The organism is Kitasatospora sp. NPDC097605, from assembly GCF_040302725.1.
Taxonomy (GTDB): Bacteria; Actinomycetota; Actinomycetes; order Streptomycetales; family Streptomycetaceae; genus Kitasatospora.
In genome coordinates this window covers 104,057-120,716 of sequence record NZ_JBEOSF010000023.1, presented here as the reverse complement: position 1 = coordinate 120,716, position 16,660 = coordinate 104,057, and the positions used below count along the sequence as shown (strand labels likewise).

Sequence of the window (16,660 nt, the reverse complement as noted above, 5' to 3'; positions counted from 1 at the left end):
GCGGAAGGCGGCCGAGCCGGTGGTGTGGCTCGCACCGGCGCTGGTCATGCTCGTGGTGGGCGCGTACCGGCTGGGGACGCCCACGCTCTGGCGGGCGGACCTGGTCCGGCGCCCCCTCGGGGTCTGTGCACTTGTGGGTGGAGGAAGAAGCCGCTCGGCTACTTCTTCTTGTCCTTGCCGCCGCCGAGCGGCAGCGCGGCCAGGCCGCCGATGATCACGAAGGCCGCGATCGGGAGCAGCACGTACAGACCGAGGGTCTCGGCGACGCTCAGGCCGCTACCCGGGTCGTCGCCGTCGTCCCGGGTGAGGGCCATGGCGGGCGACGACAACAGCATCATCAGCGTGACCGTTGCGGTGACCGCGCCGGCTCGCAAAGCGTTCCTCTTGTCCACGGTGCCAACTTACCCGTCACTTACGCCGCGCCGCTCGGCGGGGTCGGCCTTTCGGGACCGGCGCCGGCGGCGGTGCCCGGCCGGACGCCCACGGAGCGCAGCAGCTCGGCGAGGGTGCGGACGTCCGGGGCCGTGGCCAGGGCGTCCAGGGTGACCGGCGTCCCCGAACCGTCGGCGACCGGCAGGCGCCAGTTCGGGTACTGGTCCCAGGTGCCCGGGAGGTTCTGCGGACGCGGGTCGCCGACCACGTCCGGCAGCCAGACGCCGACCAGCCCGGCCGGGGTGGCGGCCAGGAAGCGGTGCAGCGCGAGGGCCGACAGCGGCTCGTCCGCGCCCAGCAGGCCCAGCCGGACCAGCTCGGCCCGCCAGTCGGCCAGCTCGGCGGCGGCCTGCGCCTGCTCCTCGCCCAGCGGGCGGGCCAGCAGGCCCAGCCGGTGGCGCAGCTCCACGTGCTCGCCGGAGAGCCGGGCGGCGGTGGACGGCAGGTCGTGCGTGGTCAGGGTGGCGAGGCTGCCCGCCCGCCACCGTTCCGGCGGCAGGATCGCGCCCCCGGCCGGCCAGTCCCGCTCGAACCAGAGCACCGAGGTGCCGAGCACCCCGCGCGCGGCGAGTTCCTCGCGGACGCCCGGCTCGACGGTCCCGAGGTCCTCGCCGATCACCGCGGCGCCGGCCCGGTGGGCCTCCAGGGCGAGCACGGCGAGCATCGCCTCGGCGTCGTAGCGGACGTACACGCCCTCGGTCGGGGCGTGCCCGGCCGGCACCCACCAGAGCCGGAAGAGGCCCATCACATGGTCGATCCGCAGCGCGCCGGCGTGCCGGGCGGCGGAGCGGATCAGCTCGGCGAAGGGCGTGTAGCCGGCGGCGGCCAGCGCGTCCGGGCGCCAGGGCGGCAGGCCCCAGTCCTGGCCGTGCGCGTTGAAGGCGTCCGGGGGCGCGCCGACCGAGATGCCGGCGGCGAGGACGTCCTGGAGCGCCCAGGCGTCGGCGCCGTCCGGGTGGACGCCGACCGCGAGGTCGTGCACCAGGCCGACCGGCATCCCGGCGGCGCGGGCGGCCCGCTGGGCGCGGTCGAGCTGGCGGTCGGTCTGCCAGGCCAGCCAGCGGTGGAGGTCGACCCGGTCGGCGAGCTCGGCGGCCTCGTGCCGCACGTGCGGGGAGTCGGGGTGGCGCAGGCCCTTGGGCCAGCGGTGGTGGTCGGCGCCGTGGCGCTCGGCCAGCGCGTTCCAGACCGCGTACCGCTCCAGCCACTCGCCCTCGCGGGCCCGGTAGGCGTCGAAGGCGGCGGTGCGGACGGCGCCGTGCCGGGCCGCGTACCGGCGGTACTCGGCGTGCAGCAGCTCCAGGGCGCGGCGCTTGAGCGCCCAGACCTCGTCGCGGTCGATGAGGCCGTCGTGCTCCAGCACCTCGGCGCGCAGCCGGGCGGCGCGCACCAGCAGCTCGTCCGCCTCGGCGCGGGGCCGGCCGGTGAGGTAGGCGTACTCGGGGATCTCCTCGACGCGCAGGTGGACCGGGTCGGCGAAGCGGCGGGAGGAGGGGCGGTAGGGGGACGGGTCGGAGGGGACGGCGGGCAGCGCGGCGTGCAGCGGGTTGATCTGGAGGAAGCCGGCGCCCAGCGAGCCGGCCCAGGTGGCGAGGTCGGCGAGGTCGGCGAGGTCACCCATGCCCCAGGAGCGGTCGGAGAGCACGGAGTAGAGCTGGGCGAGGAAGCCCCAGCCGCGGCCGGGCAGGGCGGGCAGGCGTTCGGGGGCGACGATCAGGTGGGCGGTGGCGGCGGTGCGGCCCGGGAGCTCGGCGTGCAGGGTGTGCCGGCCGGGCGGGAGGTCGTCGGGCAGCCAGTGGGCGTGGCCGCGCGGGAGCTCCCAGCGGCCGCCCTGTTCCAGGGCGACGGCGAGCCGGGTGTCGGCGGGGAGGTCGAGCGCGGTGCGGCGGCCGGCCCGGGCCACGACGGTCGGGGGCAGCAGGCGGGCGGGCTGCTCGGCCCGGTGGCGGGCGAGCGCCGCGCGGGCGGCCTCGGGGGTGGCCGCGTCCACGCCGAGCGCGGCCAGCACGGCGACCAGCGTGCGGGCGCCGGCCGGGACGCCCCCGGGGCCGCAGCGGGTGTCCACCCCGTGGGCCTGCGCCAGCGCCACCAGCTCGGGCGGGGGCGGCGGCGCGTCCTGCGCCGGCACGTCCAGGCCCTCGGCTCCGTCACGGTCGAGATAAGCGGCCACTCGCGGCTCCTGCGATGTCTCGGCAACGCCCAGTCAGGACAGCCACAGTCCTACCCGGGTGACGCCCCGGCGACCCAGCGGACACACAGGGCCGAAGGGGTGGGAGAGGGAGGGCGGGAACCTCCGGCCGGAGTGGAGAGTCCCCTGTTAAAGGGGCCTTAACTCTGACGTAAATCGGACAAAATCGGCATACCCGTCGACGGCGTTGACACCGGGAAACGTAGCTGGTGGGCTTTGCCGCGATGTGGTTCCGGCCTGGCGAGGAGGCCCCTGTGCAAGCCCGAGTGTCCGAGGTGGCCGGGCGGCGGCTCCGTCAGCAGCTGGAGCAGAGCCCCTCGCTGCGCGAGGTGTTGCAGCACCCCGCGGCCCTCGCGGCACGGCGGGCCACCGCGCGGACGTGCCGCCAGCTGGCGCCGCGCACGGCGGACCGGCTGATCGCGGACCTCAAGGGCACCCGGCCGCTGCTCGGCTCCGTCCGGGCCGAGCGCGCGCTGGCCGCCCGCCCGGGGGCCCCGAGCCGGCGCACCCTCCAGGTGGCGGCCACCCTGTCGGCGGCGGCCGTGGTCGGCGGCCTGCTGGTCAGCGGTCCGGCCGCGTACGCGCAGGGCCCCGGGTACTCCCCCGGGCCGGACGTGGTGAGCACCGCGAGCGGCGCCCCGCAGACCCCGCTCGGCAGCGTGAGCGACCCCCAGGTCTTCCCCCGCCCGCAGGAGCGGAACGTGGCCGGCAAGCCGGTCACCGTGCCGGGCGCCGTCACTCTGGTCACCGCGCCGACCGCGGACCACGGCGCGGTCGCCGCGGTGCGCGAGGTCCTCGGCGTCGCCGGGGCGACCGCGGTGACCCCGGTGCCGCAGCCCGCCGCGCCGGTCGCCGGCTCGCTGGTGGTGTACGTCGGAGGCCCCGCCGAGGGCGCGGGCGGCGCGACCGACCGGATCCTGCGCGAGCTCACCGTCGCGGCCGGCGGCAAGGACACCGCGGCGCCGACCACCGCCGGAATGCCCGCCGGCGGCTATGTGCTGGCGGCCGGTCAGCTGCCGGTGGCCGGCGGCGGCAGCTACGGCGCGGTCGTGCTGGCCGGCGCCGACGCGGCCGGCACCTTCTACGCGGCGCAGTCGCTGCGCCAGCTGCTGGCCGCCGTCCCGGCCGAGCAGGGCCAGGCGCCGGGCGCGGCCGGTCTCGGCCTGCCCGGGATCACGCTGCGCGACTGGCCGTCCGGCGCCCCGGTGCGCGGCACCGCCGAGGCGTTCTACGGCACCCCGTGGACCCAGCAGCAGCGGCTGGACCAGCTGGACTTCCTCGGCCGCTCCAAGCAGAACTTCTACCTCTACGCCCCGGGCGACGACCCGTACCGCACGGCCCGCTGGCGGGACGCCTACCCGCAGGCGAAGGCCGACGACCTGCGCGCGCTGGCCGCCCGCGCCGGGCGCAACCACGTCACGCTCGGCTACGCGATCGACCCCGGCCAGTCCTTCTGCTACAGCTCCGGCAAGGACGCGGACGCGCTGGTCGCCAAGCTGGACGGGCTGCGCAAGCTCGGCTTCACCGCGTTCCAGCTGCAGTTCCTGGACGTCTCCTACGACGAGTGGCACTGCTCCGACGACCGGGCCGAGTACGGCACCGGCCCGGCCGCCGCCGCCCGGGCGCAGGCCGAGCTGGCCGCCAGGGTGCAGAGTCGGCTGGTCGCGCCCAACCCGGGCCTGGCGCCGCTGTCGGTCGTCCCCACCGAGTACCACCAGCAGGGCTCCACCCCGTACCGGGACGCGCTGGCCGGCGCGCTGCCGCGGCCTGTCCAGGTGGCCTGGAGCGGGGTCGGGGTGATCCCGGAGCGGATCACCGGCACCCAGGTCGGCGACACCGCGGACCTGTACCGGCACCCGCTGGTCACGATGGACAACTACCCGGTCAACGACGCCACCCCGGACCGGCTCTTCCTGGGCGCCTACACCGGCCGCGACACCGAGGTGGCGACGCGTTCGGCCGTCATGCTGACCGGCGCGATGCAGCAGCCGGTCGCCTCCCGGATCGCGCTCGGCACGGCCGGGGACTTCGCCTGGAACCCGGGCGGCTACAAGCCGGAGGAGTCCTGGCGGGCGGCGCTGCGCTCGCTGGCCGGCCCGACCGGCGCGACCGCGACGCCCACCGGGGAGACCCTGCCGGCGCTCACCGCGCTGGCCGGCAACAGCGTCTCCTCCCCGCTGGCCAAGCAGGAGTCCGACTACCTGCTGCCGCTGCTGGAGCGGTTCTGGGCGACCGCCGAGCCGACCTCGGGCGCCGCGCCCGACCTGGCGAAGCTGATCGAGGCGGCCGCCCCGCTGCGGGAGGCGTTCACCGCGATGGCGGGCGCCCAGCAGACCCTGGCGGCCTCCCCCGCCACCGCCCAGCTGGCCGCCGAGGCCGCCCCCTGGCTGGCGCCGCTGCGCGACTACGGCCTCGGCGGGCAGGCCGCCCTGGACATGCTGCTGGCGCAGCGCGGCGGCGACGGCGGGGCCGCCTGGAAGGCCCGGGTGGAGCTGAACAAGCTGCGCGAGCAGCTCGGCCAGAGCCCGGCGACGGTCGGCGCGGGCGTGCTCGGCCCGTTCCTGGAGCGGGCGCTGCGGGCCGCCGACACCTGGGCCGGTGTGCAGGGCGGCGGCATCACGGCGACCACCACGCTGGGCACCGCGCACGACCACCTGCCGGCGCTGATGGCCGACGGCGTCGCCGACACGTTCTACTGGAGCTCGGCGCCGCCGCAGGCGGGCGACTCGGTCGGCCTGGACCTCGGCGGCGGGCGCCCGGTCGGCAGCGTGACGGTGCTGATGGGCTCCTGGGGCAGCGGTCCGGACGGCCGGAGCGCGCTCGACGACTACATCCGCGACGGCGTGCTGGAGTACTCCACCGGCGAGGGCGGCTGGAAGAAGCTGGCCTCGGTGAAGAACCAGAAGTCGGTCTCCGCGCAGCTGCCCGCCGGGACGGTCGTGCGGGCGGTCCGGCTGCGGGCCACCGCCGCGCAGAAGACCGCGGTCGCGGTGCGCGAGTTCTCGGTGACCGCGCCGGACGAGCTGCCGGCCAGCGTCTCCGGCGGTCCGGCCGCGCTGCCCGGCTCGTCGGCCGCCGCGGTGCTGGACGGCAACCCGGACACCGCCTACCGGGCGGCCACCGCGCCGACCGCGACGGACGAGCCGCTCACCGTCGAGCTGGGCGCCGCCCGGCCGCTGGACCGGCTGACCGTCCTCACCGACCCGGGCGTGCGGGCCTCGGCCACCGTCGCGGTGCGGCACCCGGACGGCTCCTGGACGGAGATCGGCACGGTGCAGCCGGGCTGGAACGAGCTGTCGGCCGGCGGGCTGCCCGCCGACGCGTTCCGGCTGGCCTGGAAGCCGGGCGGGGAACCGCCCGTGGTCAACCAGGTGATCCCCTGGTACGCGGACGCCCCGGCGGCCCGGCTGAGCCTGGCCGACGCCTCGGTGGACGCGGTGATCGGGGAGGCCGCGCCGGTGCAGGCCCAGGCGACGGTGGAGGCCGGGCGGCCGGAGGGCGTCAGCGGGGAGCTGCGCACCGAGGTGCCGGCGGTCGCCAAGGGGCTGACCGTGGCGCCGGTCACCGGGGTGAGCGTGCCGCGCGGCGGGAAGGTCGGCGTGCCGCTGCTGGTCACCGCCGGGCCGGAGACGCCGTCCGGGACGTACCAGGTGCCGGTGGTGTTCGTGGCCGGGCAGACCAGCGTCCGCCAGGTGCTCCAGGTGCACGTGGTGCCGCCGACCGGCGGGCCGGACCTGGCGATCACCGCGGAGGCCACCTCGTCGGCCGACGAGACGCCGAACTTCCCGGCCTCGGCGGTGGCCGACCAGGACCCGAAGAGCCGCTGGTCCTCGCCGGCGGCCGACGACGCCTGGGTGCAGCTGGAGCTGCCGCAGGCCACCCACCTGGGCTCGGCGGTGCTGCACTGGCAGGCCGCGTACGCCGCGTCGTACAAGCTCCAGGCCTCGGCGGACGGCCGCTCCTGGACCACGGTCGCGACGGTGGAGGACGGCTCGGGCGGCAACGAGACGGTGCGCTTCGACGCGCCGGGCGCCAAGTTCCTGCGGATGCAGGGCGTGGCCCGGGGCACCAAGTACGGCTACTCGCTCTGGGGCGTCGAGCTGTACGCCGTCGCCCCGGCGGACGGGACGGCGCCGGCGCCGGTGACCCCGCCGGTCACGCCGCCGGTCACCGCTCCGGTGGAGCAGCCGGCCGGGACGCCGGGCGGCGGCCAGCAGGCGGGCGGCCAGGCCGGCGGCGCGCCGGCGACCACCGCGCCGACCGCGCCGGCGCCCTCCACCACCCCGGCCGGCCCGACGCCGCTGCCCTCCGGCACCCCGTCGAAGCAGCCGTAGGGGCCCGAAGGGGCCCGGACGGCGGGCCGCCGCGCTCCCCGAGCGGGGTGCGCGGCGGCCCATGAGGCGTACCGGGAGATATGACGGGCAAGCCCTTGTGGTGCGGTGGTCAGGCGGAGAGCGGCTCGGGCTGTTCTCCACGGCGGGCGGGGGCGGGGTGGGCGGCGTGCGCCCGGCCGAGCGGCACCGGATGGGCGGCGTCGGTATGGTCGTGGTGTTCGTACTCGCCCCACTGCGGGGCGCGCAGCTGGTCGGATCCGCCGTACGGCTCCAGATAGGGCCGCCAGCGCGGGTCCTTGATGCCGGTGCCGATGATCCGCCAGGCCAGTCCGGTCGGCGGCGCCGGTGGTCGCTTCATCCGCCAGCCGAGTTCGGTGAGGTGGCGGTCGGCCTTGGTGTGGTTGCAGCGGCGGCAGGCCGCCACCACGTTGTCCCACCGGTGCTGGCCTCCCCGGCTGCGCGGGATGACGTGGTCGACGCTGGTGGCGGCGGCCCCGCAGTAGACGCAACGGCCGTGGTCGCGGGCGAACAGCGCCCGGCGGGTGAGCGGGACGGGCCCGCAGAACGGGACCCGCACGAAGCGGGTCAGTCGGACGACGGAAGGCGCCGGAAGGGCGCTGGTGGCGCTGTGCAGAGTGACACCCGAGTCCTCCAGGCTGACCGCCTTGTGGTTGAGGACGAGGATGAGTGCGCGGCGCATCGATACGACGCCGAGTGGCTCGTACGACGCGTTGAGGACCAGGACATGCGGCACGGATGCCTCCTTGGACGCCTGCGGCGCGTGGCTCGCGCCGGGACGAGCGGTTGGATCGCGCAACGGGTGCGTGATCTCCCCCAGTGTCGCCTTACGCCTTCGTACGGCGCCACCACTCCTGTGTAACGGACCTGACGTGAACTCCGGGTGTGGCTTCTGTCATACCCGGTATGCCCGGGGGAAGAGCGGGTTGCACGCCGGTGCCCCGGCGGGGTACCGCTGGGCCGGTCGGAGCAGTGCGGAAACGGCGCTCGGGTGCGCGGCCGGGGCGTTCGCGCGGATCCGCACGCCCTCCTAACGGCCGGTCGGCGTGTCAAGGTGCAGGCCGGTCGGCGGCTAGGGTATGGGGGACGGTCCGCAGGCCAGGGGCGTGCCACCCGGCTGTGCCCCGCGCCGACGGGCCGTGCCACGACCCCAGCAGGAAGGTCCCGCACGTGTTCCGGTCCGGTGCCGCCGGCCTCCTCGCCGACGCGTCCGCCACGACGTCGGCCTCGACGCCCGCCCCGTCCCCGACTCCCACGGCCCCGGAGTTGCCCGACCTGAGAATCCCGACCAGCGCGCAGGAGGTCTCCGACACCACCCGGCAGGCCGCCGGCTGGTTCGACGAGCACTGGCAGGACTGGCTCGCGAGCGGGATCCGGATCGTCTTCATCATCGTGCTGGCGCTGGTGCTGCGGGCGATGGTGCGCAAGGTGATCACCCAGCTGATCACCCGGATGGTCCGCCCGGGCGAGAGCGAGGACGAGCCCAGCCGGCTGGGCGGACTGCTGGCCAACACCGGGGTGGTCAACCCCGAGCGGCGCCAGCAGCGCGCGGAGGCGATCGGCTCGGTGCTGCGCAGCGTCGCGTCGTTCACCATCCTGGGCACGGCGGCGCTGATGGTGCTGTCGGCGCTCGGGATGAACCTGGCGCCGCTGCTGGCGAGCGCCGGTGTGGCCGGTGTGGCGATCGGTTTCGGCGCCCGCAACCTGGTCACCGACTTCCTGTCCGGGGTCTTCATGATCATGGAGGACCAGTACGGCGTCGGCGACGAGATCGACACCGGGGTGGCCTCCGGCACGGTGCTGGAGGTCGGCCTGCGGGTCACCAAGCTGCGCGGCGCGGGCGGTGAGATCTGGTACATCCGCAACGGCGAGGTGAAGCGGATCGCCAATATGAGCCAGGGCTGGTCGACGGCCTCGGTGGACGTCCAGGTCGGCTACAAGGAGGACCTGGAGCGGGTCGAGGCGCTGATCCAGGAGACCGCCGAGGCGATGGCCAAGGAGGCGCCGTTCGACGAGCTGGTCTGGGCGCCGTTCAAGATCCTGGGCGTGGAGTCGGTCGCGGCGGACTCGGTGGTGCTGCGGATCGAAGCCCGGACCGCCCCCGGCAAGTCGCTGAGCGTGGCCCGGGCGCTGCGCCAGCGGGTCAAGCGGGTGCTGGACGAGGCCGGGATCAAGGTCAAGGAGGAGGTCCCGCTCCCGGCCGCCGCAGGCACCGGGACCACCGCCGCCACCGCGACCGTCCTCGCCACCGCGTCGGCCCCGGCCACCGACCCGGCCCCGCCGTCCGCCCTGTCCGACCCGGCCTCGGCCGGCTACAAGGCCGCGACCCCGATACCGGCCCCGGTACGCCCCGCGGACGACACGGCCAAGGCCCCCTGACCGGCCGCACGCGTTCCCACCGAGGCCCCGTTTCCGAACTGCTCGGAAACGGGGCCTTTCCCTACCGAGGGGCCGGCAGGAGGTTCGTGAGCGCGCGAAGAGCCTGATCACGCGCACGGAAGCCGAAGCTGACGAGGGTGGCGCTCTCTCCGGAACCGAGCGGCGTCCGGCCGTGCGGCGTGAGCGCGCCGTCGAAGACGACGCAGTCACCCGCGCGGAGATCGCATTCGAAGTAGCCTTCGGCGTTGATGAAGACGGTGGTGCTGGCCGTGAGTGCCCCGGTGGGGCGTTCGTCTTTGAGGCAGAGGATCAGGTTGGCCTCGCCGAAGCCGAACTCGTCCAGGTGGAAGTCGAGGAACTGCGCTTCCTTGTAGCCGATGTAAACGCCGGTGTGCGGCTGCTCGACCTCCAGGCCGGTGGACCGTGCTACGACTGCGGCGAGATCGACTTGTCCGGCGAAGCGGCTCGCGGCGTCGCCGACGGCCGCGTTCCACTTGCCGTTGTGGAGGTGTCCGTCAGCGGCTACGGCCTTCTCGGCTTCCTCCGCCATGGCAGCGATCAGCTCGACGGGAAATGGCTGATCACACAGGTGGCGCGGGTGTACGCGCTGGAGTGCGGTGAGCCCTCGCACAGCGCCCCGGAGAGCGGGGAAGTCCTTCGCCCACCGGGCCGGCGTCCGGGCCGTGGTGCGGGCTTGGAGCCATGAGGTCCACCTGCGGCTCCACTCGCTCGGTACCTCGCCGAGCAGCAGCTCCACCCGGTCGAGTGCGGCCTGCGTGGACTCGACCAGCTCGGTGTTCCCCTTGGCGATCCGCAGCCGCAGGGCTTCTCGCAGATGCGCCCGCGCCTCCGCGAGGTCGCCGCGCTCCATCAGGTGCTTGCCGGTGTGCTGGAGGGCGAAGTCGACGAGTTCCGGGTGCCGGCTGCGCGCGGTGGTCAGCGCGCTGCGGTAGAGCGCGTCCGCCGTCCGCACGTCACCGGAGTAGCGGTGCGCGTCGGCGAGGTTGAGCCGGGTGGCGATGACGGCCCCGGTGTTGCCGCTCGCTGCGGCCAGGTCGAGCGACTGCCGAAGGAACGTACGGGCGTCCTCGTGGTTGCCCAGGCACATCAGACCGATGCCGATCCACCTGGTCAGGACCCGAGTGCGAGCGGGGTCGATCCCCCGGGGCAGGCCCCGCAGCTCCTCCTGGAGTCGACCGACCGCGCAGGCCAGCTCGTTCCGGTCAGAGCACTGTCCGCGCCTTCCTCCCGCAGACGGGTCAGATCCGGGTCCTTCCGGCCGAGGTCGAAGAATGAGCAGGCGGGGACGCGGGTGGCGATGGTGGTGGTCTTCACTGCGGTCTCTCCCTGGTTGGTGTGCGCGCCGCCGAACGGCGGGTCGGCTCGGATGATCACGGAGCCGACCCGCCATGCCGGCAACTGGCTGGCGTCGGTTCGGAGCTGCGGTCAGACCTCGGTACCCACCGGGGCGAAGTCGCCGTCCGGGACCGAGTGGTCCAAGCGACGGGTCAGGGACTCGACGGACGCCGCCGGGACGAAGTCGCCGTCCGGGACCCAGTGGTCCAGGCGACGGGTCAGGTTGGTGACCCGCGGGTCACCGGACTCCGTAGTGGTGTCGCTCACGTGCCTCTCCAATCGGGTTGGCTCTGCTCGCCCGGGAATGGACGAGCAGAGCGTCTGGTGAGAGACGGTAGGAAGCACATGGGTGCACGGTCGACGAACTTGCTTGAGCTTGCTCGAACTCACCCGATCGCGTTGATGGCTCCAGTGATGAGCGACCTTGCCTCGGGACCGTGGACAGCGATGCTGGCCAGCTCGGAGAATGCCTGACCGTATTCGGAGATCTCGGTCGGCTGGGTGATGGTGAGGTGGGCGGAGACGAGCTCGACGTTCACCTGCGCATCGTCGTAGACGGTGAAGGACTCGACCGGCCAACCGGCGCCTCTGATCGAGCCGAGGGGAATCACCCCGAGGCTCACCGAGGGAAGTGAGCCGACAGTGATGAGGTGGCCGAGCTGCCCGACCTGGATGGCCGGAGTACCGATGACGGTTCGCAGCACCCACTCCTCGATCAGGATGGCGAACCGGTGGTCTCCCGTGTGCAGCACCTTCTGCCGCTCCATGCGCACGGCGACAGCGTCGTCGACATCGTCGGGAGTACTGCGCAACGAAACGATCGTGCTCAGCACCGCACGCGTGTAGGCCTCTGTCTGGAGCAGGCCGGGGACGACCCACGACTGGTACATCCGGAATCGCCGCGTGCGCTCGAACAGGGGACGCACGGACTCCTGAGCCCGTTTGAGGCCGGGGCGCTCAAGGCGCCGCCACTCGACGTACATCCCGTCGATGTTCCGGGCCGTCGCAATGAGGTCCGCCGCCTGATCCGGGACGCCGCAGATGACCGCCCAGGCGCGCAGGTCGGTCTCCGAGGGCATCACCCGGCCGCTCTGGATCTTGGAACACTTCGATTCGTGCCACCCCGCAGCCTCGGCCAGCGCCCGCGCGCTGAGTCCGGAGTCTCGCCGGATATCGCGCAGACGCCGGCCGAGGGCCTGCTCGGCTTGCTGAACGCTGGACGACGCGGACACGGTCAGTGCGGCCGGAAGTCCTCGTGCGGAACCGCCCGTTCCCAGACCGCCTCGAACGCGGAGGCGCAGAGCATCACGGTCTCCGGATCGGTGATGACCTCGTCATCCATGAAGTCGCCGTCGCCGCTGAAGTGGTGGATCAGGAGAAGCTGTTCGTCGATCAGCCAGAAGTCGTTTCCCGGAAGCGCCAGGCCGGTCGCCTGCCGACGGGGAAGCCACCTGACCTGTTCACCGGAGGCGATGTTCCGGAACGTGATCTCGTGCTCGAACCGGATGTACTCGCTCACCGGTTCCGAGACGACCCGCGCGCGCCGCACCTCGACGCCCCGGCTCGTGGTCTCCTCGATGAGCTGCAACCAGGGGCTCCACCACGACGGGCGGTCGGCAGGGTCGTCGCGCTGCCCACCGAGCCAACGGAGAAAGAGCGGGTCGTCCCGCATGTATCCGTCGCGCATCTCCAGATGGAGAGCCGAGCGGGTACAGGTCCGCAGCAGATCCTCAAGCGACGGGACCGCTGCCACCGTTCACCTCCAGGAAGAACTGCATCATGCGCCTGGGGAATTCGATCACGGTCTCGTGCGGGTCCGGACCCTACGTCAGCGGCGCCTCACCCACAAACCCCCGCTGAAGCACACGGCCTATTTCAGTGAGGTCGCCCTTCTACTGAAGGGCGACCTCGACATCCTCGCAGGCCAGATCCGCAACGCAATCAAGGTTTCGGAGTTCGATCACGTCACCCTGCGGATGGTGCCGCTGGAAGCGGGACGGCGGGGCGTCCTGGCCTCTGGGCTTGTCCTCATGCGATTCACGGAGCCCGCAGCACAACACGTATTCCTCGAAGCTGTCGGCGGTATGCTCAACCGCGGTTCGGGGCGGGAGGTGCGCCGGGCGGAGCGCGCATTCGAGCGCCTGGACCGGCTCGCCCTCTCGGCCCAGGACACCATCGCCGCGCTGCAGAAGAAGCTGGAAGAGATCTCGTGACCACTCCGCACGACCCGTACGCCCACGACCCCGAGACTGCCTTCTGGGCGGTCTCCCAGTTCTCTGCGGACAATAGTGGATCCTGCGTCCGCATTGCCCACTTCGACAATGGCGATGTCTGGCTCGGCGACGACAAGCATCTCGACCGGCCGCACCTCGCGTTCCGTCCGGACGAGTGGGCCGCGTTCGTGAAGTCCATTAGGAACGGCGACCCGAACTTCCCGGCCGCCTGACCTCGTCGCGGGTGAACCTGAGCCCCGCCGCCCGAGCAACTCGGGCGGCGGGGCTTCGTGCTTTGATCATGGAGGCCGCCGAGGCGACGGCCGAGGAGGCGACGGGCAACAGGCCCTGCGGCAAGGTCTGTTCCTTCTTCGGGGCGGCGGCCTCCTCATCCGAGGAGGCCGCCGCAACCCCAGTTTGTGATGCGGCCCCTCGATGAGCCGAGGGGCCGCATCACAACTCACCTACTCCCCATCCTCATGAGTCTCATCTTCTCTTCAAGGTCGGCCGGTGGAAGGGCCGCCGGCTGGGTGATGACGAGGTGCTCGGAGACGAACTCGACGTTCACATGCGCATCGTCATAGGCGATGAAGGACTCAACCGGCCAGCCGGGCCTGAGCGGGCCCGCGTCCAATAGCGCGGGCCCGCTCTGCTCATCCGCTCCCTGTCCGCGTTGCGTGACATTCCGTGCCCCGCCGCGAGCACGATCGCGGCGGGGCACGGAGAGCCGGCGGCAAGATCACGGACACCCCTGCCCCGGTCTCCTCCTTTGCGGCACGTTCGCCGGGCTGCGGCCTCCTCTCCGGAGGAGGCCGCAGCGCCTGGGATCCGCCCTTTGGCTCCGCCCGCCCCGCCGTTCGGGGGAGGCGGGCAGGACCAGTCGTGTGGTGGTGGGACCGGGGCCGCGCGCGGTCCGGTAACGAGTCGGCATCCTCCGGCGGAAGGGCCATTGACACCCCGATGACGGGGCCCGTACGGTCCTGTTCCGAGCGACTGGAAAGTTTCCTAACAGTTCGCCGCCAGCCACCGGGCCGCCCCGAGGAGGAGGATCTTCGCGTGACCGGAAGCAGCGCCAAGGCCCCCCTCGCCGGGACACCCAGCCTGTTGCGCGCCATCAACGACCGCGCCGCCCTCGAGCTCCTGCTGGAGAACGGGCCGCTGTCGCGCACGCAGATCGGCACCCTGACCGGGCTCTCCAAGCCCACCGCCTCCCAGCTGCTGGCCCGGCTGGAGGCGGCCGGGCTGGTGCTGCCGGTGGGCACCACGGCCGGCGGCCCGGGGCCCAACGCGCAGCTGTACCAGGTGAACCCGGCGGCCGGGCACGTCGCCGGACTGGACGTCACCAACAGCCACGTCCGGGTCGCGATCGCCGACATCACCGGCTCCACGCTCGCCGAGCACGTCGTCCCCACCAAGGGCTGGGCGGCCGCCGAGACGGTGCCCCGGGTCGCCGGCGCGGTCGCCGGGGCGGTCCGCGCCGCCGGGCTCGCCGAGGGCGCCCTGCACACCGTGGTGATCGGCGTCGGCGGCGCGCCCGACCCGGTCACCGGCAAGCTGCGCTACGCCTCCCACCTGCCCGGCTGGCACGCGCCGCGGCTGGCCGAGGGCCTGGCCGAGGCGATCGGCGCGCCGGTGACGATCGAGAACGACGTGAACCTCGCCGCCGTCGCCGAGCAGTCCTCCGGCGCGGCCCGCGGGTTCGAGGACTTCGTGCTGCTCTGGGCCGGCGAGGGCATCGGCGCGGCGATCGTGATCGCCGGCCGGCTGCACCGCGGCTTCACCGGCGGCGCCGGGGAGGTCGGCTACATGCCGGTGCCCGGCGCGCCGGTGGTCAAGGACGTCCGCCGCCGCAACTCCGGCGGATTCCAGGAGCTGGTCGGCGCCCCCGCCGTCCGGGCCCTGGCCAAGGAGCACGGGCTCGGCGCGCCGACCGCCGAGGAGTCCGTGGCCAAGGCGCTGGCCACCCCGGGCGCGGGCGACGCCTTCCTCGCCGAGCTCGCCGCCCGGCTGGCCGTCGGACTGGCCGTGATCGTCGCCGTCGTCGACCCCCGGCTCGTGGTGGTCTCCGGCGGGGTGCCGAACGCGGGCGGCGAACGGCTGCGGGCCCTGGTCGCGGAGGAACTGGCCCGGATCGCGGCCGCCCGGCCCGAGGTGCGCGGCAGCGCGCTGAGCGGCTCCCCCGTCCTGCTCGGCGCTCTGCAACGCGCGCTGGCGGCCGCCCGCGAGGCGGTCTTCTCCACACACTGACGCTCCACCGCGCACCACGCCCCGACGCTCCACCGCACGCCCCTGCACCCACCTCTCCCCCATCCCCCGAACGCGGGACCCGAGGCAATGACGCCTGCCCGCGCAGCCCCAGGAGGACCTCGAAGTGCACCCCACCACCTCCCGCTTCCGCAGAAGCCGCCGGACCGTCGCCGCCGTGACCGGCAGCGCCGTCCTCGCCCTGCTCGCCACCGCCTGCACCGGCAGCAGCGACGGCGGCGGCAGCGACGACTCGGCCAGTGGCAAGGACGTCACCATCACCTTCTGGCACGGCTGGAGCCAGGACGCCGAGGTGAAGGCGATCAACGACAACATCGCCGCCTTCGAGAAGGCCCACCCGAACATCCACGTCAAGGCGGTCGGCAACATCGCCGACGACAAGGTCAACCAGGCACTGCGGGCCGGCGGCGACGACGCCCCCGACGTGGTTTCCTCCTTCACCACCAACAACGTCGGCATGTTCTGCTCGACCAAGGCCTTCGTCGACCTCAAGCCGCTGCTGGCCAAGGACAACATCGACGCCGCCAAGACCTTCCCGGCCGCGATGCTCGACTACACGCAGTTCCAGGGCAACCAGTGCTCCCTGCCGCTGCTCGGCGACGCCTTCGGCCTGTACTACAACAAGAAGGCCTTCACCGACGCCGGCATCACCAACCCGCCGAAGACCTTCAGCGAGTTCGCCGACGTCGCCAAGCGGCTCACCGTCGCCGAGGGCGACGGCTACAAGCAGCTCGGCTTCATGCCGCTCTACCACGGCTACGAGTCCACCACCGAGCACTTCCTCGGCCAGTACGGCCCGACCTACTTCGACGGCTCCGGCAAGTCCACCGTCGCCACCGACCCCAAGGTCGCCGCGATGCTGAACTGGCAGAAGGGCCTGGTCGACCAGCTCGGCGGCTACGACAAGCTGGAGAAGTTCCGCGCCGCCTTCGGCGAGGAGTTCAGCGCCAAGAACCCGTTCCACACCGGCCAGGTCGCGATGGCCATCGACGGCGAGTGGCGCACCGCCTCGCTCGCCACCGACAAGCCGGACTTCGAGTGGGCCACCGCGCCGTTCCCGGTGCCGGACGACCAGAAGGACACCTACGGCCGCGGCTACCAGACCGGCACCATCGTCGGCATCGCCAGCACCAGCAAGAAGCAGGCCGCGGCCTGGGAGTTCGTCAAGTTCCTGACCACCGACACCGACGCGGTGGTCTCCTTCGCCAACGCGATCCACAACGTGCCGAGCACCTTCGCCGCGCTGGAGTCGCCGAAGCTGATCGCCGACGAGAACTTCAAGACCTTCGTGAACATCGCGAAGAACGCGCACTCCACCACCACGCCGGCCGTCGTCAACGGCGGCGGCTACATCGTCTCCCTGCAGAACCTCGGCTACGACTACGAGTCGGGCAAGCAGGGCGATCTCGCGGCCGGCCTCGCCGCCACCGCCAAGGAGATCGACGCCGCCATCGCCCAGGCCAAGTAGCGCTCGG

The 16,660-nt window shown here is 73.4% G+C and carries 13 protein-coding genes; 6 read left to right on the top strand and 7 right to left on the bottom strand.

Annotated features, from left to right (window positions below):
- Positions 1–158: 158 nt before the first annotated feature.
- Together ABTX81_RS25035 and malQ are read right to left on the bottom strand one after the other, a co-directional pair.
- A complete protein-coding gene (locus ABTX81_RS25035; protein WP_350549418.1) occupies positions 159–392 on the bottom strand; it encodes a hypothetical protein in 234 nt (77 codons plus the stop codon).
- A gap of 20 nt (positions 393–412) precedes the next feature.
- Positions 413–2,602, bottom strand: a complete 2,190-nt coding sequence (gene malQ / locus ABTX81_RS25030; protein WP_502892845.1) for a 4-alpha-glucanotransferase — start codon at positions 2,600–2,602, stop codon at positions 413–415.
- Positions 2,603–2,874: 272 nt separating this feature from the next.
- Between malQ and ABTX81_RS25025 the strand changes: the two genes are divergently transcribed.
- On the top strand, positions 2,875–6,954 hold the full coding sequence (locus ABTX81_RS25025) for a glycoside hydrolase family 84 protein (RefSeq protein ID WP_350549416.1): 4,080 nt from the start codon (positions 2,875–2,877) through the stop codon (positions 6,952–6,954).
- 109 nt (positions 6,955–7,063) lie between these two features.
- Here ABTX81_RS25025 and ABTX81_RS25020 read toward each other — a convergent pair whose 3' ends face one another.
- Positions 7,064–7,708, bottom strand: coding sequence for an HNH endonuclease (locus ABTX81_RS25020; protein ID WP_350549414.1), 645 nt, complete (start codon positions 7,706–7,708; stop codon positions 7,064–7,066).
- A 530-nt stretch (positions 7,709–8,238) separates the two neighbouring features.
- Here ABTX81_RS25020 and ABTX81_RS25015 point away from each other — a divergent pair.
- Positions 8,239–9,351 carry a mechanosensitive ion channel family protein gene (locus tag ABTX81_RS25015; protein WP_502892844.1) on the top strand — a complete coding sequence of 371 codons (1,113 nt, stop codon included), beginning with the start codon at positions 8,239–8,241 and terminating at the stop codon, positions 9,349–9,351.
- A gap of 61 nt (positions 9,352–9,412) precedes the next feature.
- Here the strand turns inward: ABTX81_RS25015 and ABTX81_RS25010 are convergent, their stop codons facing one another.
- The 4 genes from ABTX81_RS25010 to ABTX81_RS24995 all read right to left on the bottom strand — a co-directional run bounded on the left by ABTX81_RS25010 (position 9,413) and on the right by ABTX81_RS24995 (position 12,460).
- Positions 9,413–10,762 (bottom strand): tetratricopeptide repeat protein, encoded by a 1,350-nt coding sequence (locus ABTX81_RS25010; RefSeq protein ID WP_350549410.1) that lies wholly within the window; start codon positions 10,760–10,762, stop codon positions 9,413–9,415.
- 35 nt (positions 10,763–10,797) lie between these two features.
- Positions 10,798–10,974 (bottom strand): hypothetical protein, encoded by a 177-nt coding sequence (locus ABTX81_RS25005; protein WP_350549408.1) that lies wholly within the window; start codon positions 10,972–10,974, stop codon positions 10,798–10,800.
- 119 nt (positions 10,975–11,093) lie between these two features.
- On the bottom strand, positions 11,094–11,945 hold the full coding sequence (locus ABTX81_RS25000; RefSeq protein WP_350549424.1) for a helix-turn-helix domain-containing protein: 852 nt from the start codon (positions 11,943–11,945) through the stop codon (positions 11,094–11,096).
- Positions 11,942–12,460, bottom strand: coding sequence for a DUF6879 family protein (locus ABTX81_RS24995; protein ID WP_350549406.1), 519 nt, complete (start codon positions 12,458–12,460; stop codon positions 11,942–11,944). The genes ABTX81_RS25000 and ABTX81_RS24995 overlap by 4 nt, the downstream gene beginning before the upstream one ends.
- Between ABTX81_RS24995 and ABTX81_RS24990 the strand changes: the two genes are divergently transcribed.
- The 4 genes from ABTX81_RS24990 (at position 12,378) to ABTX81_RS24975 (ending at position 16,653) form a co-directional block, all read left to right on the top strand.
- Complete coding sequence (locus ABTX81_RS24990) at positions 12,378–12,920, top strand: Scr1 family TA system antitoxin-like transcriptional regulator (RefSeq protein ID WP_502892843.1); 543 nt, start codon at positions 12,378–12,380, stop codon at positions 12,918–12,920. The two genes, ABTX81_RS24995 and ABTX81_RS24990, sit on opposite strands and share 83 nt — an antisense overlap.
- Entirely contained in the window at positions 12,917–13,153 is a 237-nt protein-coding gene (locus ABTX81_RS24985) for a DUF397 domain-containing protein (protein WP_350549402.1), read from the top strand. Before ABTX81_RS24990 ends, ABTX81_RS24985 begins: the two co-directional genes overlap by 4 nt.
- Positions 13,154–13,976: 823 nt before the next feature.
- Positions 13,977–15,167, top strand: a complete 1,191-nt coding sequence (locus tag ABTX81_RS24980; protein WP_350549400.1) for an ROK family transcriptional regulator — start codon at positions 13,977–13,979, stop codon at positions 15,165–15,167.
- A 124-nt stretch (positions 15,168–15,291) separates the two neighbouring features.
- The gene (locus ABTX81_RS24975) at positions 15,292–16,653 is read left to right on the top strand and encodes an ABC transporter substrate-binding protein (RefSeq protein WP_350549398.1); all 1,362 of its coding nucleotides are present in this window, start codon (positions 15,292–15,294) and stop codon (positions 16,651–16,653) included.
- Positions 16,654–16,660 lie beyond the last annotated feature (7 nt).

What these genes read in the sequence shown, in the direction of transcription:
- ABTX81_RS24990 (WP_502892843.1), top strand. Translation starts at nt 12,378, where the DNA reads ATGTATCCGTCGCGCATCTCCAGATGGAGAGCCGAGCGGGTACAGGTC.
- ABTX81_RS25010 (WP_350549410.1), bottom strand. Translation starts at nt 10,762, where the DNA reads ATGGCGGGTCGGCTCCGTGATCATCCGAGCCGACCCGCCGTTCGGCGG.